Consider the following 24517-nt stretch of genomic DNA (forward strand, 5'->3'; position numbering starts at 1 on the left):
ATCAGGAAATATCAGATTGGCGGCGACAGCCGGGCCACTTGGTTGCGACTAAGCGGTATCATTGGCTGCCATGGAGGAACTCATGCTTACCGACCGCTTCGGGCGCTCCATCGAATACCTGCGTCTGTCCGTGACGGACCGTTGCGACCTGCGCTGCAATTACTGCCTGCCCAAAGGCTTCAAAGGCTTCGAGGAACCGGCCAACTGGCTGACCTTCGACGAGATAGAACGCGTGGTGGGGGCCTTCGCCCGGCTGGGCACCCGACGACTGCGGCTGACGGGCGGCGAGCCGCTGCTGCGCCGTAATCTGCCTGAGCTGGCGGCGCGCCTGTCCGCGCTGCCCGGTCTTAACGATCTGTCGCTGACCAGCAACGCCACTCAGCTGGCGCGCCACGCCCAGGCGCTGCGCGCCGCGGGGGTGAGCCGCGTCAACGTCAGCCTGGACTCGCTGCGCCGCGACTGCGTGCACGACATCACCGGCAGCGACAGCCTGCCGCGGGTGATGGAAGGCTTGATGGCGGCCAAGGACGCCGGCTTTTCCCCAATCAAGATCAATATGGTGGCGATGAAGGACGTCAACGACGCCGACATCGGCGCCATGGTCGCCTTCTGTATCCAGCATGGCTTCGTGCTGCGGCTGATTGAAGCCATGCCGATGGGCGACACCGGCCGCGCCGCCAGTTATCTGGACTTGCAGCCGGTGCTGCGCCAGTTGCAAACCGAATTCGATCTGGTCGAACAGGCCGCCACCCTGGGCGGCGGTCCGGCCCGCTACTGGAAAACCCGGGACGGCGGTTTCTCGCTGGGTTTGATCACCCCCATCTCCCAACACTTCTGCGCCACCTGCAACCGGGTGCGGCTGTCTGTGGACGGCACCTTGTACATGTGCCTGGGCCAGGAGGAAAGCTTCGAACTGCGTCCCTTGCTGCGCGCCGGTATTTCCGATGCCGAACTGGAAGCGGCAATCCGTACCGCGATAGAACTGAAGCCGGAGCGACATGAATTCAGCGAGAAGCCGCAAAAGCTGGTGCGCTTCATGTCGATGACCGGTGGCTAGGACAACGGCGATGCGGCTGAACGTGTCCCCGGTGCTGGGCGGCCCGCTGGGGCAACGGCTCAGCGCCAAGATCGTCGGCGTGCTGGCGGTGTTTCTGTTGGTGGCGCTGGGTTCCATCGGCGCCACGCTGTGGCTGTCCTGGCAGCAAGAGGGCGGCGCGGCGGCGATCAACGACGCCGGCAGCCTGCGCATGCGCGTCACTCGGCTGGCGCTGGACTTGCAGCTCAGAGGCCAGGACGGCGCGCGCGCCGACGCCTTGCGTCGCGACATGGTCAATTACGAAGCCATCTTGCAGCGATTGCGCCGCGGCGACCCCGCGCGGCCGCTGCTGGTGCCCCGCCAGGCCGACATTCAGCAGGCGCTGAATCAGGTGGAAAGGCAGTGGCGCGAGCAACTGAAACCGGTGCTGCTGAACGCGCTGACGCGGCCCGGCGACAACGCGGCGGAGGCCGCCCGCTTCGCCGAGCGCGTGGCGCTCTACGTGGAGGACATCAACACCTTCGTCAGCGGCATGGAAGCCTACAACGCCCGCAATACAGACTACCTTCGCCTGTTGCAGCTCTTGCTCGCCAGCATGGCGGTGGTGGGCACCGTCGCGCTGATCTATCTGATGCTGCTGATCGTGCTGAGGCCGCTGGACAAGTTGCACCAGGGCATACGCCAGTTGGCTGCAGGCGATTACAGCGTGCGGGTGCCGGTGGAGACCGACGACGAGTTCGGCCAAGTCAGCACCGGCTTCAATCTGATGGCGGCTTGTTTGTCCGAATCCCACGCCACCCTGGAAGAGCGGGTGCGCGGCAAGACGGCCAGCCTGCAGCAGAAAAACCAGGAATTGGCCCTGCTGTACGAAATCACGTCCTTCTGCAATCAATCCCAGCCGCTGGAAGCGCTGTGCAAGGGTTTTCTGGCCCGAGTGATGCGCGCTTTCGACGCCGACGGCGGCGCTGTGCGCTTGACCGACTACGGCCAGGGCATGGTGTTCGTGGTGGCCGACGACGGCTTGCCGGAGGGGCTGCTGCGCGACGAACACTGCCTGAAAGTGGGCGACTGCCTGTGCGGAGAAGCCGCAGCCAAAGCCGAGAGCCGGGTGGAGAACATGCGGGGCCTGCCGGACAAGCAATGCAGCCGCGAAGGCTTCCGCGTAGTCAGCGCCTTTCCGGTGTCGACGCAGAACCGCACGCTGGGCATTTTCAATTTGCATTTCCGCCAGGCGCGCATTCTGCTGCCGCAACAAGTGCGGCAGCTGGAGATGTTGGGCCAGCATTTGGCGGTGGCGATCGAAAACCTGAGGCTGGCGGCCAAGGAGCGCGAACTGGCTGTGTTGGAAGAGCGCAACCTGGTGGCCCAGGGCTTGCACGACAGCATCGCGCAAGGTCTGTCTTTCCTGAACTTGCAAACCCAGATCATGCGGCAGGCGCTGGACAGCGGGGATCCGGGGCTGGTGGACGACACGCTGGCCTTGTTCGAGGCCGGGGTCAAGGAAAGCTACGATGATGTGCGCGAACTGCTCAATAATTTCCGCTCCAAGCTGTCGGAAAGCCTGAGTCAGGCGGTAAGCAGCTTGCTGGACAAATTCCGCAAGCAGACCGGGCTGCGGGTGGAGCTGCGCTCCACCGGGGCCAGCGCGCCTTTGATGCCGGAACAACAGCTGCAAATCCTGTTTATTCTGCAAGAGGCGCTGTCCAATGTGCGCAAGCACGCCGAGGCCAGCCAGGTCACGGTCAGCCTTAGCGACGACGGCGAGGTGTTCGTGCTCAGCGTGCTGGACAACGGCGTCGGCTTTGATCTGGATACCGTGCGGAACAAGGGCGACGGTCATTTCGGCCTGTCCATCATGCAGGAGCGCGCGCAGCGCGCCGGCTTGCAGCTGGACATTGAATCCACCCCGGAGGCGGGCACCCTGGTCAGCCTGTTGCTGCCGCGCGCGCGGCGCATGGCCGCTTGAGCTGCTGGCGCGGCGGCAAGACAGCTCTCATACTGTCCATATCTGAACTAGAAAGACCCGGAACTCGATGATGTCTGAACAGACCATACGCATTTTGCTGGTGGACGATCACACTTTGTTCCGCAGCGGCATCAAGGCTCTGCTGGCGCGCCAGGCGGGTTTCGACGTCGTCGGCGAGGCGGCCGACGGCGCCGAGGGCGTCAAGCTGGCCAAGCAGCTGGACCCGGACGTGGTGCTGCTGGACCTGAACATGCCCGGCATCTCCGGCGTGGAGGCCTTGACCTTGATGCTGCAGGACCAGCCCAAGCGGGCGGTGGTGATGCTGACGGTGTCCGAGGAGGCCGACGACCTGACCGCGGCGCTGAAGGCCGGCGCGCGCGGCTATCTATTGAAAAACATCGACGCGGACTTTCTGACTCAGGCGGTGGCGCGCGCCGCCGCCGGGGAGTCGGTAATGAGCGACTCGATGACCGCCAAGTTGATGGCCCAGTTCCGCCACGGCGCGGCGGCGCCGGTGGAGCCGGCGGAGCAGGAGCTGGATAAGCTGACCCCGCGCGAGCGCGAAATCCTCGGTTTTCTGGCCCAGGGCAAGAGCAATAAGGAGATCGCGCGCAGCCTGGACCTGGCGGAGAGCACGGTCAAGATCCACGTGCAGAACATCCTGAAGAAACTCAGCCTCAGCAGCCGGGTGCAGGCGGCGGTGTTCGCGGTGGAGAACGGGGTGGGGCGCAGTGCTTGAGCGGCTGCACATGCCCTTGGCTCCCTGGAGCATGAACAGCTTCTAAGAACCTGTTCAAAGTCTGCTGCGCTTCGGCGATACGGCGTTGAAAACATCCTCAAAATGCTCATGTACCACTTGTACATTCCGCTTTTTCGCTCGTTTTCGCCTTGTCTCGCCCTTGCTCGCGAGACTTTGAACAGGCTCTAAGAGCGGCTAACAAAATTCCTGATGCCGCGTTGCGCCGACTTGCCGCACTCAAGTACTGCCTGCGTCGGCGCGCCTTGCCTCAGCCGTAAAACTGATTTTTGTTAGCCGCTCTAAGCGGCGGCCTGCTCAACCCTCCACCAGCCGATAGCCGACTCCGGTCTCGGTGAGGATGTGGCGCGGCATCGCCGGATTGTCTTCCAGCTTCTGGCGCAAATGCCCCATGTAGACGCGCAGATACTGGTTGTGCTCCGAGAACGACGGCCCCCATACCGCCAGCAAGAGCTCGCGATGGGTGATTACCTTGCCGGCACTGCGTATCAAGGTGGACAGCAGCCGATATTCTATCGGCGTCAGGTGCACCGCCGTCTCCGCCTTGGCCACCAGACGGTTGACCAAGTCCACCTTGATGTCGCCGAACTGAAACACCTGCTGCGCGGCGGCGCTGCCGTGGGTGCGGCGGCGCAGCAGCACGCGGACGCGCGCCAGGCATTCGGCCACGCCGAAGGGTTTGGTCAGGTAGTCGTCCGCGCCGGCGTCCAGCGCCGCCACCTTTTCGGTTTCCTGAGTGCGCGCCGACAGCACCAGGATGGGCAGGTCGGTCCATTCCCGCAGTTGCTTGATGGTGTCCTGGCCGTTCATGTCCGGCAGGCCCAGGTCCAGAATCACCAGGTCCGGCTTGCGGGTGGCCACTTCGATCAGGCCCTGCTTGCCGGTTTCCGCCTCGTGGACGGTCAGGCCTTCCTCTTCCAGCGCCGCGCTCAGAAAGCGGCGGATCGGTTTTTCGTCTTCGATGACGACGATGCTGATCGGTGCGTCTTGCATGATAGGGTTTCGCTCAGGTTTAGGCTCGCGGTTCGGGGCGTTCTTCCGGCAGCGCCGGCGCTTGTCCTGCCGGCAGGCTGAAGCGGAATTCCGCGCCGTGCGGCGAGCGGTTGCGCGCGCTGATGCGGCCGCCGTGGATTTCCACGATGGAGCGGCAGATCGCCAGCCCCAGCCCCACGCCGGGGGTGCTGGATTCCGCCGCGCCGCGCGAGAATTTGTCGAAGGCGCGCTCTTCCATATTGGGCGGCAGGCCGGGGCCGTCGTCGCTGACCGACACCACCACCTCCGCGCCCTCGCGCCGCGCCGCCAGTGTGATGTGGCTGCCGGGCGGGGTGTATTTGCCGGCGTTTTCCAGCAGGTTGACCAGCACCCGCTCCAGCAGCACGGCGTCGTACTCCAGCACAGGGAGGTCCGGCGCCAGCTCCAGCGTCAGCTCCCGGCCGCGCAGGCCGCGTTCGGCGGCGCGCAGCGCGCTGCCCACCACCTCGTCCAGCATCTGCCATTCTTTGTTGAGTTTGACGCCGGATTGCAGTCGCGCCATGTCCAGGAGGTTGGTCACCAGTTTGTTCATGCGCAGCGCTTCGTCCTGAATGGCCGCGGCGATCTCGGCTCGCTGGCTGTCGTCCATATTGGACGAGCACAGCCGCTCGGACAGGCCGGCCATGGTGGTCAGCGGTGTGCGCAGATCGTGAGACACCACCGACAGCACGCTGTTGCGCAGCCGCTCGGACTCCATGGCCACGATGGCGTCCTGCGCCACCTCCACGTAATGCACGCGTTCCAGCGCCAGCGCGATCTGGGCGGCGCAGGTTTCCAGCAGCCGCTGTTGCTCCGGCAAGAAGACCTGATCGGTAATGTCCGGCAGTAGCGCGATCACGCCGCGGTTGCGCATGGGCGCGCGCAGCGGCACATAAAGCGCGGCGTTGGCGGGCAGGGTGTTGGTGCCCAGGCCGGCCGGCTGCTGATGGTCGTAAACCCATTGCGCGACGCCGATATCGGCATCGCCGCGGCCCTCGCCGGCCGAGCGCAGCTCATCCCCGCTATTGGGCAGGAACAAGCTGACCTTGGCGGCGAACAGCGGTTCCAGCCGGCTGACGGCGGTATCGACAATCTGCGCGGCGGTCAGCGCGCCGGCCAGTTCGCGCCCCAGGTCGTACAGCGCGCGGGTGCGGCGTTCGCGATAAGTGGAGATATTGGCTTCGAAGCGCAGCCGGGCGGTGAGCTGGCTGATGATGGAGGCCACCAGCAACATCACCACGAAGGTCATCAGATATTGGGTGTCCGACACCGCGAACGACATATGCGGCGGCACGAAGAAGAAATCAAAGGAGGCCACCGACAGCAGCGAGGCCAGCATGCCGGGACCGCGGCCGTAGCGCACCGACACCAGCACCACCACCAGCAGGTAGATCATGATGTCGTTGGCCAGCGCCACGTGCGGAATCAGCAGGCCGGCCAGCGCGGTGGTCAGCAGGCAGGCGACGAAGGCGGCGAGATAGCCGAAGCGCGAGCGCGGGCTGTCCTGGTCTTCGAACAGCAGGCTGCCGCCGGTTTTGGCGGCGGCGTTGGCGGAGGCGTCTTCCTGCTCGTGGGCCACCACGAAGAGATCGACGTCGCTGGAACGGCGGCTCAGTTCGTCGGCCAATGGGCGGCGCCACAGCCGCGACCAGCCGCCGCGGGCGGATTTGCCCAGCACCAGCTTGGACACATTGCGGCTGCGGGCATAGGCCAGCAGCGTGGGCGCCAACTCGCTGCCGCCCAGCACCGTGGTTTCCGCGCCCAGCTCCTGCGCCAGCTTCAGGCCCTTGAGCACGCGGGCGCGCTGATCCTCGGACAGTTTGCGCTGTTGGGGCGTTTCCACGTAGACGGCGATCCAGTCCGCGTCCAGGCTGGCGGCCAGGCGCTTGGCGCTGCGGATCAGCTTGTCGATGCCGGCGCTGGAGCCGACGCAGACCAGCAGCCGCTCGCGCGCATGCCACACCGGGTTGATGGCCTGGTCGGCGCGGTAGGCGCGCATCTGGGCGTCCACGCGGTCGGCCGTGCGGCGCAGCGCCAGTTCGCGCAGCGCCAGCAAATTGCCCTTGCGGAAGAAGTTCTTCACCGCGCGTTCGGCTTGCTGAGGCAGATAGACCTTGCCGGCGGCCAGGCGGCCCAGCAACTCGTCCGGCGGCAGGTCCACCAGCGCCACTTCGTCGGCGCGGTCGAACACATGGTCGGGCAGGGTTTCGCGCACCACGATGCCGGTGATCTGGCCGACCACGTCGTTCAGGCTTTCCAGGTGCTGGACATTGAGGGTGGTGTAAACGTCGATGCCGGCGGCCAGCAGTTCTTCCACATCTTGCCAGCGTTTGGGGTGGCGAGAGCCGGGCGCGTTGGAGTGGGCGAACTCGTCCATCAGGATCAGCTGGGGCCGGCGTTCCAGCGCTGTGTCCAGATCGAATTCAGCCAGTTCGTGGCCTTTATAAGCGATCTGTCTTGGCGGCAGGACTTCCAGATCGGCCAGTTGTTCCTGCGTTTCCTTGCGGCCGTGGGTTTCCACCACACCCACCAGCACCGCCGCGCCGTCCTGGCGCTTGGCGCGGGCCGCCGCCAGCATGGCGTAAGTCTTGCCGACGCCGGCGCAGGCGCCGAAGAAAATCTTCAGCCGGCCGCGCTGGGCGTCCAGTTCTTCGCGTTTGAGCTCATCGAGCAGGGCGTCCGGATCGGGACGGGAATCGGTCATATGCGAGCTTTGTTTAGCGCCTGTTTACGATCTGCCGCGCGTCGGCAGGATGGATGGAAAAGGGCGTTGAAATCATCTTGGAAATGCTCACGTGCCACTTGCGCATTCCGCTTTCTCAGCCGCAACGCCTTGTCTCGCTCTAGCCCGCTAGATCGTAAACACGCTCTTATTCATTCATCGGCGCCGGGGACGAGGCGGAGCAAGCCTAGCTGCGCCCCCGGCGCCGAAGGTCGATCAGGCTTTGGCGGCCTGGTCCAGCGCCAGATTCAATTCCAGCACATTGACGCGCGGCTCGCCAAGCAAGCCGAAGGTTTCGCCTATCACCCGGCTTTCCACCAGCTTGCGCAGCGCGGCCGGCTCCATCTTGCGGGCGGCGGCGACGCGTTCCAACTGGTAGAAAGCCGCGGCGGCGGAAATTTCCGGATCCAGGCCGCTGGCCGAAGCGGTGACCAGGTCCACCGGCACCGGGCCGCTTTGCGCCGGGTGGGCGGCGCGGATGCGCGCCACATTGGCTTTCACCGCGTCCAGCTGCGCCGGGTTGGTGGGGCCCAGGTTAGAGCCGCTGGACCCGCCGGCATTGTACGGCATTGGACCGGTGGCGGATGGGCGGCCCCAGAAATATTGCGGGCCGCTGAAGTTCTGGCCTATCAGCCGCGAGCCGACGATCTTGCCGTCGCGCTCGATCAGGCTGCCATTGGCCTGGAACGGAAACAGCGCCTGGGCCGCTCCGGTGGTGAGCAGCGGGTAGGCGAGGCCGGTGATCAGGGTCAGGCCGCCAAACACCACCAGCAGGGGACGTAACAGTTTCATTTGGTTTTTCCTTTCAGTGCTCATACCAGGCCCAGCGCGCCCAGCAGCATGTCGATCAGCTTGATGCCGGCGAAGGGCACCAGCAGCCCGCCCAGGCCATAGATCAGCAGGTTGCCGCGCAGCAGCTCCGCCGCGCTCTTGGCTTGGTATTTGACGCCCTTCAGCGCCAGCGGGATCAGGAACACGATGATGACGGCGTTGAAGATCACCGCCGACATGATGGCCGAGGCCGGGCTGTTCAGGCCCATCACGTTCAACGCGTTCAATTGCGGGTAAGTGCTGGCGAAAGCGGCCGGAATGATGGCGAAGTACTTGGCCACGTCGTTGGCGATGGAGAAGGTGGTCAGCGAGCCGCGCGTCATCAGCATCTGCTTGCCGATTTCCACGATCTCGATCAGCTTGGTGGGGTTGGAGTCCAGGTCCACCATATTGCCGGCTTCCTTGGCCGCCTGGGTGCCGGTGTTCATCGCCACAGCCACGTCGGCCTGGGCCAGCGCCGGCGCGTCGTTGGTGCCGTCGCCGGTCATCGCCACCAGCTTGCCCTCGGCCTGGTGGCTGCGGATCAGCTTCAGCTTGGCCTCCGGCGTGGCCTCGGCCAGGTAGTCGTCCACGCCGGCCTCGGCGGCGATGGCGGCGGCGGTCAGCGGGTTGTCGCCGGTGATCATCACCGTCTTGATGCCCATCTGGCGCAGCTCGGCGAAACGCTCCTTGATGCCGCCCTTGACGATGTCCTTCAGCTCGATCACGCCCAAGGCGCGGTTGCCTTCCGCCACCAAGAGCGGAGTGGAGCCGCGGCGCGCCACGTCATCGGCGCTCTTGGCCAGCGCGTCCGGGAACTGGCCGCCCTGATCGGCGATATGGCGGCGGATGGCGTCGATGGCGCCCTTGCGGATCTGGCGGCCGTCGTAGTCTATGCCGCTCATCCGCGTTTGCGCGGTGAAGGGGATGAATACGGCTTCATGGCTGGCCAGTTCGCGCTGACGCAGATTGAATTGCTTTTTGGCCAGCACAACGATGCTGCGGCCTTCCGGGGTTTCGTCGGCCAGCGAGGCCAGTTGCGCGGCGTCCGCCAGCGCCTGCTCGCTGACGCCGGGAGCCGGGATGAAGGTGGAGGCCTGACGGTTGCCCAGGGTGATGGTGCCTGTCTTGTCCAACAGCAGCACGTCCACATCGCCGGCGGCTTCCACCGCGCGGCCGGAGGTGGCGATTACATTGGCGCCCATCATCCGGCTCATGCCGGCCACGCCGATGGCGGACAAGAGGCCGCCGATGGTGGTGGGGATCAGGCAGACCAGCAAGGCCACCAGGGTGGTGATGGTGATCGGCGAGCCGGCTTTGGCCGCTTCCACGCTGAACAGCGAGAAGGGCAGCAGGGTGACGGTGACCACCAGGAACACGATGGTCAGCGCCACCAGCAGGATGGTCAGCGCGATCTCGTTCGGAGTTTTCTGGCGCTTGGCGCCTTCCACCATCGCAATCATGCGGTCGAGGAAGGTTTCGCCCGGGTTGACGGAAATCCGCACCACGATCCAGTCGGACAGCACGCGGGTGCCGCCGGTGACCGAGGAGAAATCTCCGCCGGCCTCGCGGATCACGGGAGCGGATTCGCCGGTGATCGCGGACTCGTCCACCGAGGCCACGCCTTCAATCACCTCGCCGTCCACCGGGATCACGTCGCCGGTTTCCACCAACACATAGTCGCCCTTGCGCAGGCTGCTGCCGTCTATCACGGTCTTGCCGGCGTCGAGGCTGGGGCCGGACAGTTTCTTGGCCACCACGTTTTTCTTGGCGGAGCGCAGGCTGGCCGCCTGGGCCTTGCTGCGGCCCTCGGCCAGCGCTTCGGCGAAGTTGGCGAACAGCACGGTGAACCACAGCCACAGCGCCACCGCCAGGATGAAGCCGGACGGCGCCTCGCCCTGGCCGGCCAGCGACTGAACCCACAGCGCGCTGGTCAGGATGCTGCCGATGTAGACGACGAACATCACCGGATTGCGCCACTGGGTGCGCGGCGACAGTTTCTTGAAGGAGTCGATGATGGCCGGTTTCACCAGGCTGGGGTCCAGCATGGACTTGGCCGCGCTCCGGTGGCCCGCTTGAGCGGGCTGGATATTGGAATGATTGATATTGTTCATTTTCTGCATCCTCCCGTCAGGCTCAGCGGCCGTTGATCATCTGCAACTGCTCGACGACCGGGCCCAGCGCCAGCGCGGGAACATAGTTGAGCGCGCCCACCAGCAACACGGTGCCTATCAGCAGCACCACGAACAGCGGGCCGTGAGTGGGCAGGGTGCCGCCGTTGACGGCCAGACGCTTCTTGGCGGCCAGCGATCCGGCGATGGCCAGGATGGGCACGATCATGAAAAAGCGGCCAAAGAACATGGCCACGCCGGTGGCGATGTTGTAGAAAGGCGTATTGGCGGACAGGCCGGCAAAGGCGCTGCCATTGTTATTGGCGGCCGATGTGAAGGCGTACAGCACCTCGCTGAAGCCGTGCGCGCCGGGGTTGAGGATGCCGGCCTTGCCGGAGGCGGCCAGCACCGCGACGGCGGTCAGCGTCAGCACCAGCACCGGAGTCACCAGAATGGTGATTGCCGTCATCTTCATCTCGTAGGTTTCTATCTTCTTGCCCAGGTATTCCGGCGTGCGGCCCACCATCAGGCCGGCGATGAACACCGCCAGGATGGCGAAGATCAGCATGCCGTACAGGCCGGAGCCGACGCCGCCGAACACCACCTCGCCCAGTTGCATCAGGAAGGTGGGCATCAGGCCGCCTATCGGGGTCAAGGAATCGTGCATGGCGTTGACCGCGCCGCAGGAGGCGGAGGTGGTCACCGCGATGAACAAGGAGGTGTCGATGATGCCGAAACGAGCTTCCTTGCCTTCCATATTGCCGCCGGCCTGCAGATGGCTGGCCTGCTGGTCTATGCCAAGGGCGCTGAACTGCGGCACGCCGGCTTGCTCGGCGCCGGTTTCCACCACCACCGCGCAGGCGAACATCACCGTCATCGCGGCGATGATGGCCCAGCCCTGGCGTTGGTCGCCCACCATCCGGCCGAACATGAAGCACAGCGCGGCCGGGATCAGGAAGATGGCCAGGCTTTGCAAGAAGTTGGTCAGCGGAGTGGGGTTTTCGAACGGATGCGCGGAGTTGGCGTTGAAGAAGCCGCCGCCATTGGTGCCCAGCAGCTTGATCGCCTCCTGCGAGGCCACCGGCCCCATAGGCAGCGTCTGTTTCTGCGTGCTGGCGTCCACCATCACCGGCTTGCCGTCGGCGCCATTGACCGCATTGCCCTGGGCATCGGTCTTGGGCTGCTGGTAATGGGTGGTCTCCACCGTCTGCACGTCTTTATAGGCGGACAGGTTCTGGATCATGCCCTGCTGGCTGAACACCAGCGCGAACACGAAGGACAGCGGCAGCAGCACGTAGAGAGTGAAGCGGGTGACGTCCACCCAGAAGTTGCCGATCTTGGCCGAGCTGTGACGGGCGAAGCCGCGCACCAGCGCCAGCACCACCGCCGCGCCGGTGGCGGCGGACAGGAAGTTCTGCACCGTCAGGCCCAGCATCTGCACCAGATAGCCCATGGTGGATTCGCCGCCATAGCCTTGCCAGTTGGTGTTGGTGATGAAGGAAATCGCGGTGTTGAACGCGGAGTCCGGCGCCACCGCGCCCATGCCCTGGGGGTTGAAAGGCAGCCAGCCCTGCACGCGTTGCAACAGGTACAGCGCCAGCGCGCCCAGCACGTTGAACAAGAGCAGCGCCACGGCATAGCCGCGCCAGCCCATGTCTTCGTCCTGCTTGACGCCGGCCAGCCGGTAGAAACCGCGCTCCAGCGGCGCGAACAGGCGCAGGGGGCCGACGTTGTCGCCCTGCATCACACGGGCGATATAGGCGCCCAGGGGCCAGGCCAGCGCCAGCAGCACCAGCAGGAACAAGCCCAGCTGCAAGGGTGCGGCCGAGCCGATGAAATTGGCGAACATGATTAAAAATTCTCCGGCTTAAGCAGTGCGTAGATCAGATAGCCAAGCAGGCCCAGCGCGATCAGCGCGCTAAGCAGATACCAGACGCTCATTTCTTTTCTCCCAGGTGTTGGCAGCCGACGACAAAGCCGTAGCTCAGCGCGCCAAACAGCAGGACGAGTCCCAGATAGACGGCATCCATCATGAAAATCTCCATTCGAATCAGTAATGAGAAGGTACGCAAGCGCACGTCAAAAACCCGACAAAACCCCATGGTAGCCGATAAAAATCGTATAAAAATGTTTGAAAAACTGGCCTTTATTTCATTTCAAGCCAGATTTGGGCGGGAAAACGGATTTTTTTTATACGCGGGGATGAGTCTAGGGAGCGCACACGGCTTGCTGGCAGTGGCCTGGCGGGGGTGGTAGCGGGGAAAGAGGAAAAACAGTAAAGCTGCGGCGCAGAACAGATGCAGCGCCGCGGCTCGCAAGCGAGTAGGGCTGCGGCCTGGCGTCAGGCTGGGTCGCTAGCCGTCATGAGGCGGAAATCCGCCGGGCGGGTGTTCAGAACAGGTCGTCGCAGCGGTCGGCCAGGAACCGGGCATCGTCCCGATCATGTGCGCGTTGGCGCACTTTCTGCTGGCGCGACCTCTCAGCATCACTCAACTGAGGCTTTGCAACCGCATAGAGAAAACTCTCGTGCTGGTCTCTAGCCTGCTTTCTGCGAACACTCAGAGGAATACGGGAAGTCATCATCCTTGCACCTCTCGGTCACGTACTTGTGTGAGGCCAGGGCAAACCCTGACCCTTTGACATTGACGCTATTTTGAAGATTTGTAAAGCCCTGCTGGTTACGGTTAGAAGCAAAAGTTGCGTTTGCTTGCCGTCTCCGCCTTTTCACGCTACCGGCGCGATGTTACCGCAGCATGATTCGGAGGGCGGTTGAAGCAAGTCTTTGAGGTAAATCACTTTTCGAATAATGTTGTTTCAAAACGGTATAAATCGTTATATGAAACTGGCGTAGCATCCCGCTATCGAATGGCGCGGCCAAGGAGCGGGTTTTATGGAGTGGGGGTATGCGATCGCAGGGCTGGCGGTGGGCTTTATTGTCGGATTGACCGGTGTGGGCGGCGGCTCTTTGATGACGCCTATCTTGCTGTGGTTCGGCATTTCTCCGGCCACCGCGGTTGGCACTGATCTATTGTACGCGGCCCTGACCAAGATGGGCGGGGTGACGGTGCATCACCGGCAGGGCCATGTTGATTGGCGCATCGCAGGTTGGCTGACAGTCGGCAGCGTGCCGGCGGCCTTGCTGGTGCTGGCGGGCCTGTCTTATCTGCATCTGCCGGAGAAGATGCTGGACACTCTGTTCAAGCTGGTGTTGGGCGCGGCGCTGTTGCTGACCGCCGCCGCCATCCTGGGCAAGCCCTTGCTGCTGCGCTGGCTGGGCCGCTCCGGCGCGGCGGAGTTGTCGTTCGAGCCGCGGGTCGGGCTGACCGTGGCCACCGGCGTGGTGCTGGGCGTCTTGGTGACGCTTAGTTCCATCGGCGCCGGCGCTCTGGGCACGCTGGCTTTGTTCCTGCTGTATCCGGCCTTGCCGACTTCGCGGCTGGTGGGCACGGAAATCGCTCACGCGGTGCCGCTGACCCTGGTGGCGGGCTTGGGGCATGCCGGGCTTGGAAATGTCGATTTCTCGCTGCTGTTTAATCTGTTGGCGGGCTCTTTGCCCGGCATCTGGCTGGGCAGCAAGCTGACGCGGCAGTTGGCGGAGGGCTGGCTGCGGCCGGCGCTGGCGGTGATGTTGGCGGTGATAGGGGGCAAGCTGGTGTTTTGAGCCGCGGCGCGGCTTCACGGTAACTGGGCGGCTCGGGCCGCCTTTTTTCATGTCCGCGCACAAAAAAACGCCCTGGTCGGAGAGGCGAGCAGGGCTGAAATGCAAACAACAAAAGGAGAAGCCAAAATTAAAGCCTCTTAATATTAGGGTTTCGTAATTCTTGCGCCCTTGATTTGGAACAAGAAAGCCGCGTCCGCCGGCTACAATTGTTTTTCCAGAATGATGCGCAGATCGGCAATGCCTGTCGGGTAAGGCTCTTCCGCGATGATGCGATAGCCCAGCGCCTGATAAAAGCGCAGATTGGCCGGCATGCTGGCGCGGGTGGCCAACTGGATGCGGATGAGACCTTGTTGTTTCAGGAGGGCTTCGCTGTGCAGCATCAGGCGCTTGCCCAGACCTTGGCCCTGCCAGTCCGGGTGGGTGCACACGCGTTTGCATTCCACCGCGGCGGCGTTCAGCGGCGCGGTGATGAGGCAGGCCAAGGGCGTATCCTGCCGGCTGGCGATGTAGACTTGTCCCCCTGCGTCCAGCCGCTGGCGCAAGCTGTCTTCGGTCTCGTCCAGCGCGGTGGGACGGCTGGGCAAACGCGCGACCAGCGGTTGGAAAGCGAGGGCGATCAAGGTCAGTACGGCGGGCAGTTCGTCGGCGCGCGCCGCGCGCAGTTCCAGCGTGTCGAGCAAGTTCATGGCGGTTTCCGCTGCGTTGTCCCGCTACAGCATGCGCGCGGTTTGGCCCATTTGGCAAAAGGCGGGCAAAAAAAAGACCGCTTGCGCGGTCTTTTGTCGTAGCGTGGCGTGCGGCTTATAGTTTGCCGGCCACCCAGGCTTGCACGCCGGCCAAGGCCGCGGCCAGGTTTTCCGGCTGAGTGCCGCCGGCTTGGGCCATGTCCGGACGGCCGCCGCCCTTGCCGCCCACTTGCTGGGCGACAAAGTTGACCAGTTCGCCGGCCTTCAGCTTGGCGGTCAGATCGGCGGTGACGCCGGCCACCAGCGCCACTTTGCCGTCGCCCTTGGCGGCCAGCACGATGGCGGCGGAGCCCAGCTTATCCTTCAGCTTGTCCAGCGTTTCGCGCAAGGCGGTGTTGTCCGCGCCCGGCAGTTCCACCGCCAGCACTTTGACGCCGTTGACGTCGGCTGCGCCGTCGGCCAGGCTGTCGCCGGCGGAGGCGGCCAATTGGCCCTTGAGCTTGGCCAGCTCTTTTTCCAGGTTCTTGACGTTGTCCTGCAGGCTGCCGATCTTGACGGCCACCTCGTCCAGCGTTTGCGCTTTCAGCGCGCCGGCGGCTTCTTTTAGCAAGGCGTCCTGAGCCTGGATGTGGGCGATGGCGCCTTCGCCGGTGACGGCTTCAATACGGCGCACGCCGGCGGCAACGCCGCTTTCCGCCACAATCTTGAACAGGCCGATGTCGCCGGTGCGTTGCACGTGGGTGCCGCCGCACAGTTCGGCGGAGAAGTCGCCCATGGTCAGCACGCGCACTTCATCGCCGTATTTTTCGCCGAAAAGCATCATCGCGCCGGACTTCTGCGCGGCTTCCATGCTCATCACTTCGGCCTTGACCGGCAGGTTGTGGCTGATCACGCGGTTGACCACGCGCTCCAGCTCGGCGATTTGCTCGGCGCTGACCGGTTCGCCGTGGGCGAAGTCGAAGCGGGTGCGCTCCGGATTCACCAGCGAGCCCTTCTGCGCGACATGGTCGCCCAGCACGTGGCGCAGCGCCGCGTGCAAGAGGTGGGTGGCGGAGTGATTGCGGGCGCTGGAGGCGCGCGCGTGCAGGTCTATGGTGGCGGTCACGCTGTCGCCCACGGCCAGGCGGCCGCGAGCCAGTTTGCCCTTGTGGCCGAATACCGCGGCTTGAATTTTCTGGGTGTCGTTGACGTCGAACAGCGCGCCGATGCCGCCTTGCAGCGAAATCTCGCCGACGTCGCCGACCTGGCCGCCGCCTTCTGCGTAGAACGGAGTGTTGTCCAGCACCACGATGCCTTCTTCGCCGGCCTCCAGCGAGGAGACGGCCTCGGTGCCCTTGAACAGCGCCAATACCTTGGCGTCGGTGCTGGCGGATTCATAGCCGTGGAAGCAGGTGTCCGAGCCGCTGTAGCTGACCTTGCCGGTCATCTTGAAGCTGGAGCCTGCGCGGCCGCGCTCGCGTTGCGCTTCCATCGCGCGCTCGAAGCCTTCCAGGTCGGCGTGGATGTTGCGTTCGCGGCAGATGTCGGCGGTCAGGTCCACCGGGAAGCCGAAGGTATCGTAGAGCTTGAAGATGGTGTCGCCGTCAAGCTCGGTCTTGCCGCCTTCCAGGGCGGAGTCGACCAGACCCATGCCGATTTCCAGCGTTTCGGCGAACTTGATTTCCTCTGCGCGCAGCGCGTCTTCGATATGCGCCTGCTTTTCGCGCAGTTCCGGATAGGCGTCGCCCATCTCGGCCACCAGATCGGCGACGATCTTGTGGAAGAACAGGCCTTTCTGGCCCAGCTTGTAGCCGTGGCGGATGGCGCGGCGGGCGATGCGGCGCAGCACGTAGCCGCGGCCTTCGTTGGACGGCAGGATGCCGTCGGCGACCATGAAGCAACAGGCGCGGATGTGGTCGGCGATCACTTTCAGCGACGGCACGTCCTGGCTGTAGGCAACGCCGGTTTCGCGCGCGGCGGCGCGCACCAGGCAGGCCAGCGCGTCGGTCTCGTAGTTGGACTTGACGTGTTGCAGCACGGTGGACAGCCGTTCCAGGCCCATGCCGGTGTCTACCGACGGCTTGGGCAGAGGATGCAGGGTGCCGGACTCGTCGCGGTTGAACTGCATGAACACGTTGTTCCAGATCTCCATGAAGCGGTCGCCGTCTTCGTCCGGGCTGCCCGGAGGGCCGCCGGCCACGCTCGGGCCGTGGTCGTAGAAGATCTCGGTGCAGGGGCCGCAGGGGCCGGTGTCGCCCATGGTCCAGAAGTTGTCGGAAGCGTACGGCGCGCCCTTGTTGTCGCCGATGCGGATGATCTTGTCGGCCGGCAGGCCCACGCTCTTGTGCCAGATGTCGTAGGCTTCGTCGTCGGAGGCGTAGACGGTGACCAGCAGCTTGTCCTTGGGCAGGTTCAGCCATTGCTCGCCGGTGAGGAATTCCCAGGCGAAGGTGATCGCGTCTTGCTTGAAGTAGTCGCCGAAGCTGAAGTTGCCCAGCATTTCGAAGAAGGTATGGTGGCGCGCGGTGTAGCCGACGTTTTCCAGGTCGTTGTGCTTGCCGCCCGCGCGCAGGCATTTCTGGCTGGTGGTGGCGCGGGTGTAATCGCGCTTTTCAAAGCCCAGGAATACGTCCTTGAACTGAACCATGCCGGCGACGGTGAACATCAGCGTGGGGTCGTTGCCGGGAATCAGGCTGCTGGAAGGCACCACCTGATGGTTTTTGCCGGCAAAGAAATCCAGGAATTTCTGGCGAATTTCAGAGGTTTTCATGTTTGATTTCGTAAGATTGCGAATTCTGGGCCGCTTTGGGGGCTCAAGCCCAGAGCGGCGCGGACAGCTGATTGTGTCAAGCCGCGCCCGCGCTGGCAAGGGTTTCGGCGCGGCGCTTGAGCGCCTGGTTCATTAATTCGAAACCCTTGCGGGCATCGGCCAGCAGCGCCTGGCCGAACAAGGGCAGCAAGAGGCCGCTGAAAGTTTCGCCGTGATGCAGCCGGGTGCCGCCGTCCGCCAGCGCTTCCAGGCGGAAACTATGGCGGCCGTCCAGCAGGCCCGGCAGCAGCGCGCGTCCTAGCCACGCCAGTTCATCCGTCGTTTGCAAGACTTCCAGCCGCGGGCGGAAGGTCAGGCGCGGCCGGCCGGGCGGGTGAATGCTGACCACCAGGCGCGAACCTATCTGTTGGCGGCCGTGCAGGCCGACGATGAAGGGGTTCCACTCCGGGTAGGCGGCCCAGTCGCACAGCACGCGCCAGACCGCGGACGGCGCAGCGTCGATGTCGATATGGGTGGCGATGCTGCGCGTTTGCATGCTTAGTCCTCGTCGGCGGGAAAGTCGTCGTCGTCGACGCCGCTGAGCACCTTGCCGATCACCGACATCGGGAAGCCGCGTCCGGCCAGAAAGCGGATCTGGCGCGCGCGTTCCTGCGGCGTGGCCGGCAGGTGGCCAAACTTCTTCAGCCACTGCGCCTGGGCGGCGGCAAGGTCGTCGCGGTCTTGCAGCGCGTCGCGGATCAGCTCGGCATCCACGCCGCGCTGGCGCATTTCCTGCTGCAGGCGGCGGCTGCCGTAGCGTTGCCCCTTGCTGTCGGCGAACTGTTGGGCGAAACGTTGATCGGACTGCCAGCTGCGTTCGGCCAGCTCGTCCAGCAGCGCGGTCAGTTGTTCCGGGCTTTCCGCAAATGGAGCGAGCCGCCGCTCCAGTTCCCGCCGCGTGTATTCGCGGCGGGACAGGAGGTCGACGGCTCGCGCCCTCAGGCTTTTTTCCATTCAGGGAATCAGGCGTCGAGCGCGTCGTCCGCGAACTCTTCGTCCGGTTGGCCTTCAGTGATTTCCACTTTGATGCCCACCGCGTCGCGGATCTTGCGTTCCACTTCGGCCGCGATTTCCGGGTTGGCCTTCAGCCATTCGCGGGTGTTGTCCTTGCCCTGGCCGATCTTCTGGCCGTTGTAGGCGTACCAGGCGCCGGATTTATCGATGAAGCCGTGCTTGACGCCCAGTTCGATGATTTCGCCCTGGCGGGAGATGCCCTCGCCGTACAGGATTTCGAAATCGGCCTGGCGGAACGGCGGCGATACTTTGTTCTTCACCACTTTGACGCGGGTATCGTTGCCGATCACTTCCTCGCCCTTCTTGATGCCGCCGGTGCGGCGGATGTCCAGGCGCACGGAGGCGTAGAACTTCAGCGCGTTGCCGCCGGTGGTGGTTTCCGGGTTGCCGAACATCACGCCGATCTTCATGCGGATCTGGTTGATGAAGATCACCAGGGTGTTGGTGCGCTTGATGTTGCCGGTCAGCTTGCGCAGCGCCTGGCTCATCAGGCGGGCTTGCAGGCCCACGTGGCTATCGCCCATCTCGCCTTCGATTTCAGCCTTGGGCACCAAGGCGGCCACCGAGTCGATCACGATCAGATCGACGCCGCTGGAGCGCACCAGCATGTCGCAGATTTCCAGCGCCTGCTCGCCGGTGTCCGGCTGCGAGATCAGCAGGTCGTCGACCTTGACGCCCAGCTTTTGCGCATATTGCGGGTCCAGCGCGTTTTCCGCGTCGATGTAGGCGCAGGTGCCGCCCAATTTTTGCATCTCGGCCACCGCTTGCAGACACAGGGTGGTTTTACCGGACGACTCCGGGCCGTAGATTTCCACCACGCGGCCGCGCGGCAGGCCGCCGACGCCAAGCGCCAAGTCCAGACTCAGCGAGCCGGTGGAGACTACCTGCAAGTTTTCGTTGATCTGGTTGTCGCTCATGCGCATGATCGAACCCTTGCCAAATTGCTTTTCAATTTGGGCAAGGGCCGCGGCCAACGCTTTGCTCTTGTCTTCGGATGCCATGCTGTCTCCAGTGTGGGGGCGCTAAACAAAATGAATGGTCGGCTAGCGGCGGCCCGTGTCCATGGCGGCGGGAAAAACCCGATGCCGGACAGGGGTTTGCGCGGCGCCGGCGGGGCTGCCCCGCCGCGCTCGCGCTTGCCGCGCCGATAGTCGAAAAGATGTCGTCGATTATCTCATAAAGCCTTGGTCAACGGCAGAGCCGCTTGCCGGCGATACCGTCCTTCGGAACGGGAAACCGCGATCTCGCTTGAAAAAGTTGTGATTGCGACCACTTTTACAAGTGTCCACCCTGTGTACAATGAAGCCATCATGATGAACGAACGCGCGCAACACCTGCTCAAGGTTCTGATCGAACGCTATATCGTCGACGGCCAGCCGGTGGGGTCCAAAACCCTGTCAATGCTGCCCGGCGTCGAACTGTCGTCCGCGTCCATCCGCAACGTGCTGGCGGAACTGGAGGCGATGGGGCTGATCGCGGCCCCGCATACCTCGGCGGGCAGGGTGCCCACCGCGCGCGGCTACCGCGTGTTCGTCGATCGTCTGCTCACCATCCAGCCCTTGGAAGAGGCGGCGCTGCACGAGTTGGAGCTGAATTTGCAGCCGGACAGCCCGCAGCGCGTCGCCCAGTCCGCGTCCTCGCTGTTGTCCGAACTGACTCATTTCGCCGGCGTGATCGTCACGCCGCAGCGTTCCGACATCGCTTTCCGCCAGATTGAATTCCTGCGGCTGTCCGAGCGGCGCGTGCTGATGATATTGGTGACGCTGGACGGCGACGTGCAGAACCACTTGCTGACGACTGAGCGCGACTACACGCCGTCGGAGCTGATAGAGGCCGGCAATTTCATCAATCAGCATTACGCCGGTCAGGGGTTGGGCAGCATCGCCAGCCGGGTGGCGGACGAGTTGCGTCAGTTGCAGGGCGACATCGCCGAGTTGATGTCGGCGGCGATCCGCCTGGGGCAGAGTTCGATGACCGCCAGCAGCGCCGCGGTGGTGGTGGCCGGCGGCAGCCGCTTGCTGGAGGTGAGCGACCTGTCCGAGGACTTGTCGCGGTTGCGCCAGTTGTTCAGCGTGTTCGAACGCAAGACCGAGCTGCTCAAGCTGCTGAATCAAGGGCGGGAAGCCCAGGGCGTGAACATTTTCATCGGCGAGGAGTCAGGCGTTGTGACGCTGGACGAATGCTCGGTGGTGACGGCGCCTTACCGGATCAACGGGCAGGTGGTCGGCGCGTTGGGCGTGGTCGGCCCCACTCGGATGGCTTACGAGCGGGTGATACCCATTGTCGACATTACCGCGCGCTTGGTGTCCAGCGCCTTGTCGTTCCGGGTCTAAGAACCTGTTTACGATCTGCCGCGCTGCGGCGATACAGCGTTAAAAACAAGTTCAAAATGCTCATGTACCACTTGGCCATTCTGCTTTTTCGGTCGTTTTCGCCTTGTCTCGCTCTTGCTCGCGAGCTCGTAAACAGGCTCTAACGCCAGGAGCCGGCCGCTCGGTGGCTTTTAGTTTTCGCGCCGTGCTCTTTTGAAAGAAGCGCGGCTAAGTCAAAAACGCTTATTCAGAAACCAGCCCATGAAATCTCTGCTTAAACTGGCCCCGTTGGCGGCCCTGTTCTCCTTCCAGCTGGCACAGGCCGACGCGGCTTTCCTGGCGCGTCCGGACGTTCAGCGCTACATCGACGAGCAAGTGGCAGGCGGCCAGTTCAACCGCCCGGAGCTGGAGGCTGTATTCGCCAACGTCGAACTCAAGCCCAACATCATCAAGATACTGGATAAGCCGTCCACCTCGCGGCCCTGGTATCAGTTCCGCAATTCCACGGTGGGAGAAAAGACCATCGCAGACGGCGTGGCGTTCTGGCGCGCCAACGCCGCCGCGCTGACGCGCGCCGAGCAGCAGTATGGCGTGGCGCCGGAGCTCATCGTCGCCATTCTGGGCGTGGAGTCCCATTACGGCCGCAACACCGGATCTTTCCGCTTGGTGGACGCCTTGTCCACCATAGGCTTCGATTACCCGCGCCGCGCCGAATTCTTCCGCAAGGAGCTGACCGAATTCCTGCTGCTGGCCAAGGAGGAGGGCAAGGACCCGCTGACGCTGAAGGGCTCTTACGCCGGGGCGATGGGCTGGCCGCAGTTCATGCCGTCCAGCTTCCGAAAATGGGCGGTGGATTTCGACGGCAGCGGTCACCGCGACATCTGGAGCGATCCGGACGACGTGATCGGCAGCGTGGCCAATTACTTCCAGCGCCACGGCTGGCGCCACGGCGACGACGTCATCCTGCCGGCCAGCGTCCAGCCGGGGCCACAGGTCGATCAGCTGATCGCCGACAAGTTCAATCTGCATTACACCGTGGGCGAGTTGAAGAAAATGGGCGTGACGCCGCAGTCGCCGGTGGCCGACGACGTGCCGGCGGTGCTGGTGCCGCTGGAAACGGCGCCCGGCGTGACCGAATACTGGCTGGGCCTCAACAACTTCTTCGTGATTACCCGCTACAACCGCAGCACGCTGTACGCCAAGGCAGTGCAGGAAATCGCGGATCAGCTGCGCCAGCGCTACCTGGCGGGCCAGGCCGCCGCCCAGCCGTGACGCCGCGCGCCGCCCGCCGCGGCGGCGCGAAACCTGTCGCCACGCGCGGCAATTGCCATTAAAATCCGCCCCCATGAGCTATCAAGTCCTTGCCCGTAAGTGGCGTCCCAAGCGCTTTGCCGATCTGGTCGGCCAGGAGCACGTGGTGCGCGCCTTGACCAACGCCCTCAAAGAACAGCGTCTGCATCACGCTTATCTGCTGACGGGGACGCGCGGGGTGGGCAAGACCACCATCGCCCGGATTCTGGCCAAGAGCCTCAATTGCGAAACCGGCACCACCGCGGAGCCTTGCGGCGAATGCTCGGCCTGTCGTCAGATCGACACCGGCCGCTTTGTCGATTTGCTGGAGATCGACGCCGCGTCCAACACCGGCATCGACAATATCCGCGAAGTGCTGGAAAACGCTCAGTACGCGCCAACTTCCGGCCGCTTCAAGGTCTACATCATCGACGAAGTGCACATGCTGTCCAAGAGCGCCTTCAATGCGATGCTGAAGACGCTGGAGGAGCCGCCGGCCCACGTCAAATTCATCTTGGCCACCACCGACCCGCAGAAGGTGCCGGTGACGGTGTTGAGCCGTTGTTTGCAGTTCTCGCTGCGCAATATGACGCCGCAGCAAGTGGCCGGCCATCTGGCCCATATGTTGGATGTGGAAGGCATCGCCTACGAAGCGCCGGCGCTTGCCCTGCTGGGCCGCGCGGCCGCCGGCTCCATGCGCGACGCGCAGTCGCTGCTGGACCAAGCCATCGCCTACGGTCTGGGCGACGTGAAGGAAGACGGCGTGCGCGCGATGCTGGGCGCGGTGGACCGCCGTTACCTGTTTGCCTTGCTGCAGGCGTTGGCGGCCGGCGACGGCCCGCAGCTGATGGCGCAAGCCGACAGCCTGGCCGAGCGCGGCGTCAGCTTTGAAGGCGCGTTGAGCGAATTGGCGGTCTTGTTGCAGCAGTTGGCGCTGATGCAGACCGTGCCGCAGGCGATCGCCCAGGACGAGCCGGAACGCGACGCGTTGCAGGCGCTGGCGGACGCCATCTCGCCGCAGGACGTGCAGCTGTATTACCAGATCGCCATTCATGGCCGCAAAGACTTGGCGCTGGCGCCGGACGAGCACGCCGGTTTCAATATGACCCTGCTGCGCATGCTGGCCTTCCACCCGGCCAACACGCAGCCGGAGTCCGCGCCGTCGCGGCCTGCCGCCGTCGCGTCTACGCGGCCGCAACAGCCGCCAGCGCAGTCGGCCCCGGCCGCGCCTGGGGGGATTTCGCCAGCCGCGCGCGCTTTGCAGGCCGCCGGCCTGAGTTCGCCGGCGCCGCGTCAGTCCGCGCCGCCCCCGGCACAGGAAAGCGCCCCGGCGGCGGAACCCGAACCCGAGCCTGCCGCGCCGGAAGCCAGGCCGGCTCCGCAAGCCGCGCCGCAAGCTGCTCCGGCCCGCCCGGTCGCGCCGCCGGCCAAGCCGGAAGCCGCGGATGACGAGGACGATGATAGCGACGGCGACGTCAGCCCCGACGATGTGCCTTGGGATCAGGGCGCCGCGGCGGACGAGGAGATGCCGTCCTATCTGCAGCAAGAGCCGGAGGAAGCGGTCGATTATCAGTTTGACGGCGACTGGCAGGCCTTGGTGACCGAATTGGGCGCCAAGCTGGGCGCGGCGCGCATGCTGGCCCATAATGCGGTATTGAAGGACTGGAGCCAGGATCGCCTGGCGCTGGCGGTGCCGGAGAGCTTCCGCCACATGACCAGCCGCGATTATCAGGACAAGCTCAAGTTAGCGCTGAGCGAACGCTTCGGCCGGCCGGTGGAATTGGCCGTGACGGTGGAGGAGCTGGGCCTGGAAACGCCGGCGATGAAAGACGCTCGCCATCGGCAGGAGCAGTTGAACATCGCGCGCGAGAATATGAAAAACGATCCGGTGGTGCAGCAAATGGTGCGCGAATTCGACGCGACGCTGCTCATCGAAACCATTCAACCCGTGAAGGAGTGAAACGATTATGTTTGGCAAAGGTGGCATCGCCGGCCTGATGAAGCAGGCCCAGCAAATGCAGGACAATATGAAAAAGGCGCAGGAAGAACTGGCCAAGGTGGAAGTGGAGGGCCAATCCGGCGCCGGCATGGTCAAGGTGGTGATGACCTGCTCTCACGACGTCAAGCGCGTCAGCCTGGACGACAGCCTGCTGGACGACGCCAAGGAAGACAAGGAAATGCTGGAAGACCTGATCGCCGCCGCGTTCAACGACGCGGTGCGCAAGGTGGAAGCCACCACCCAGGAAAAGATGTCCGGTTTTTCCGCGGGTCTGAACCTGCCGGCCGGCATGAAGCTGCCGTTCTGATCGCGACGATTTCGGCATCCGGATGGCTCGGCGCGCGCCGGGCCATT

At 64.2% G+C, this 24517-nt stretch carries 20 protein-coding genes; 9 read left to right on the forward strand and 11 right to left on the reverse strand.

All coding sequences use genetic code 11. The features are described from left to right. Positions 1 to 82 precede the first annotated feature (82 nt). From moaA to ACUXV1_RS11050, 3 genes are all read left to right on the forward strand, one after another. Positions 83 to 1057 (forward strand): GTP 3',8-cyclase MoaA, encoded by a 975-nt coding sequence (gene moaA / locus ACUXV1_RS11040; protein WP_043634108.1) that lies wholly within the window; start codon positions 83 to 85, stop codon positions 1055 to 1057. A 10-nt stretch (positions 1058 to 1067) separates the two neighbouring features. Further along, the gene (locus tag ACUXV1_RS11045; RefSeq protein WP_446015410.1) at positions 1068 to 3002 is read left to right on the forward strand and encodes a type IV pili methyl-accepting chemotaxis transducer N-terminal domain-containing protein; all 1935 of its coding nucleotides are present in this window, start codon (positions 1068 to 1070) and stop codon (positions 3000 to 3002) included. 70 nt (positions 3003 to 3072) lie between these two features. Next, the gene (locus ACUXV1_RS11050; protein WP_081556639.1) at positions 3073 to 3741 is read left to right on the forward strand and encodes a response regulator; all 669 of its coding nucleotides are present in this window, start codon (positions 3073 to 3075) and stop codon (positions 3739 to 3741) included. A 315-nt stretch (positions 3742 to 4056) separates the two neighbouring features. On the opposite strand, the gene kdpE is transcribed toward ACUXV1_RS11050, so the two are convergent. The 6 genes from kdpE to kdpF form a co-directional block, all read right to left on the reverse strand. Beyond that, positions 4057 to 4752, reverse strand: coding sequence for a two-component system response regulator KdpE (gene kdpE / locus ACUXV1_RS11055; RefSeq protein WP_019103750.1), 696 nt, complete (start codon positions 4750 to 4752; stop codon positions 4057 to 4059). A gap of 19 nt (positions 4753 to 4771) precedes the next feature. Further along, positions 4772 to 7474 carry a DUF4118 domain-containing protein gene (locus ACUXV1_RS11060; protein WP_446015411.1) on the reverse strand — a complete coding sequence of 901 codons (2703 nt, stop codon included), beginning with the start codon at positions 7472 to 7474 and terminating at the stop codon, positions 4772 to 4774. 234 nt (positions 7475 to 7708) lie between these two features. Beyond that, positions 7709 to 8284, reverse strand: coding sequence for a potassium-transporting ATPase subunit KdpC (gene kdpC, locus ACUXV1_RS11065; RefSeq protein ID WP_043591748.1), 576 nt, complete (start codon positions 8282 to 8284; stop codon positions 7709 to 7711). A 20-nt stretch (positions 8285 to 8304) separates the two neighbouring features. Continuing rightward, positions 8305 to 10416, reverse strand: coding sequence for a potassium-transporting ATPase subunit KdpB (gene kdpB, locus ACUXV1_RS11070; protein WP_446015412.1), 2112 nt, complete (start codon positions 10414 to 10416; stop codon positions 8305 to 8307). A 22-nt stretch (positions 10417 to 10438) separates the two neighbouring features. Further along, positions 10439 to 12262: a potassium-transporting ATPase subunit KdpA gene (kdpA, locus tag ACUXV1_RS11075; protein WP_446015413.1), complete on the reverse strand. Its 1824-nt coding sequence runs from the start codon at positions 12260 to 12262 to the stop codon at positions 10439 to 10441. A gap of 2 nt (positions 12263 to 12264) precedes the next feature. Further along, the gene (gene kdpF, locus ACUXV1_RS11080) at positions 12265 to 12354 is read right to left on the reverse strand and encodes a K(+)-transporting ATPase subunit F (protein ID WP_019103745.1); all 90 of its coding nucleotides are present in this window, start codon (positions 12352 to 12354) and stop codon (positions 12265 to 12267) included. Positions 12355 to 12444: 90 nt separating this feature from the next. Here kdpF and ACUXV1_RS11085 point away from each other — a divergent pair, with 90 nt between their 5' ends. Continuing rightward, a complete protein-coding gene (locus ACUXV1_RS11085) occupies positions 12445 to 12669 on the forward strand; it encodes a hypothetical protein (RefSeq protein ID WP_143330317.1) in 225 nt (74 codons plus the stop codon). A gap of 634 nt (positions 12670 to 13303) precedes the next feature. Further along, on the forward strand, positions 13304 to 14074 hold the full coding sequence (locus ACUXV1_RS11090; RefSeq protein WP_043634085.1) for a sulfite exporter TauE/SafE family protein: 771 nt from the start codon (positions 13304 to 13306) through the stop codon (positions 14072 to 14074). 200 nt (positions 14075 to 14274) lie between these two features. On the opposite strand, the gene ACUXV1_RS11095 is transcribed toward ACUXV1_RS11090, so the two are convergent. The 5 genes from ACUXV1_RS11095 to recA all read right to left on the reverse strand — a co-directional run bounded on the left by ACUXV1_RS11095 (position 14275) and on the right by recA (position 19563). Beyond that, a complete protein-coding gene (locus ACUXV1_RS11095; protein WP_446015414.1) occupies positions 14275 to 14760 on the reverse strand; it encodes a GNAT family N-acetyltransferase in 486 nt (161 codons plus the stop codon). A gap of 115 nt (positions 14761 to 14875) precedes the next feature. Then, a complete protein-coding gene (gene alaS, locus ACUXV1_RS11100) occupies positions 14876 to 17509 on the reverse strand; it encodes an alanine--tRNA ligase (protein WP_194426772.1) in 2634 nt (877 codons plus the stop codon). Between the two features lie 76 nt (positions 17510 to 17585). Continuing rightward, the gene (locus ACUXV1_RS11105) at positions 17586 to 18044 is read right to left on the reverse strand and encodes an SRPBCC domain-containing protein (RefSeq protein ID WP_043634071.1); all 459 of its coding nucleotides are present in this window, start codon (positions 18042 to 18044) and stop codon (positions 17586 to 17588) included. A gap of 2 nt (positions 18045 to 18046) precedes the next feature. Next, a complete protein-coding gene (gene recX / locus ACUXV1_RS11110) occupies positions 18047 to 18502 on the reverse strand; it encodes a recombination regulator RecX (protein ID WP_446015415.1) in 456 nt (151 codons plus the stop codon). An 8-nt stretch (positions 18503 to 18510) separates the two neighbouring features. After that, positions 18511 to 19563, reverse strand: coding sequence for a recombinase RecA (gene recA / locus ACUXV1_RS11115; RefSeq protein ID WP_043634066.1), 1053 nt, complete (start codon positions 19561 to 19563; stop codon positions 18511 to 18513). Between the two features lie 309 nt (positions 19564 to 19872). Between recA and hrcA the strand changes: the two genes are divergently transcribed. The 4 genes from hrcA to ACUXV1_RS11135 all read left to right on the forward strand — a co-directional run bounded on the left by hrcA (position 19873) and on the right by ACUXV1_RS11135 (position 24470). Beyond that, the gene (gene hrcA, locus ACUXV1_RS11120; RefSeq protein WP_043634063.1) at positions 19873 to 20895 is read left to right on the forward strand and encodes a heat-inducible transcriptional repressor HrcA; all 1023 of its coding nucleotides are present in this window, start codon (positions 19873 to 19875) and stop codon (positions 20893 to 20895) included. Between the two features lie 240 nt (positions 20896 to 21135). Continuing rightward, complete coding sequence (mltB, locus tag ACUXV1_RS11125; protein WP_446015416.1) at positions 21136 to 22146, forward strand: lytic murein transglycosylase B; 1011 nt, start codon at positions 21136 to 21138, stop codon at positions 22144 to 22146. Between the two features lie 73 nt (positions 22147 to 22219). After that, positions 22220 to 24124, forward strand: coding sequence for a DNA polymerase III subunit gamma/tau (gene dnaX / locus ACUXV1_RS11130; RefSeq protein WP_446015417.1), 1905 nt, complete (start codon positions 22220 to 22222; stop codon positions 24122 to 24124). 7 nt (positions 24125 to 24131) lie between these two features. After that, positions 24132 to 24470: a YbaB/EbfC family nucleoid-associated protein gene (locus ACUXV1_RS11135; RefSeq protein WP_019100549.1), complete on the forward strand. Its 339-nt coding sequence runs from the start codon at positions 24132 to 24134 to the stop codon at positions 24468 to 24470. Positions 24471 to 24517: the final 47 nt, after the last annotated feature.

This window comes from Chromobacterium sp. W521 (assembly GCF_052805975.1).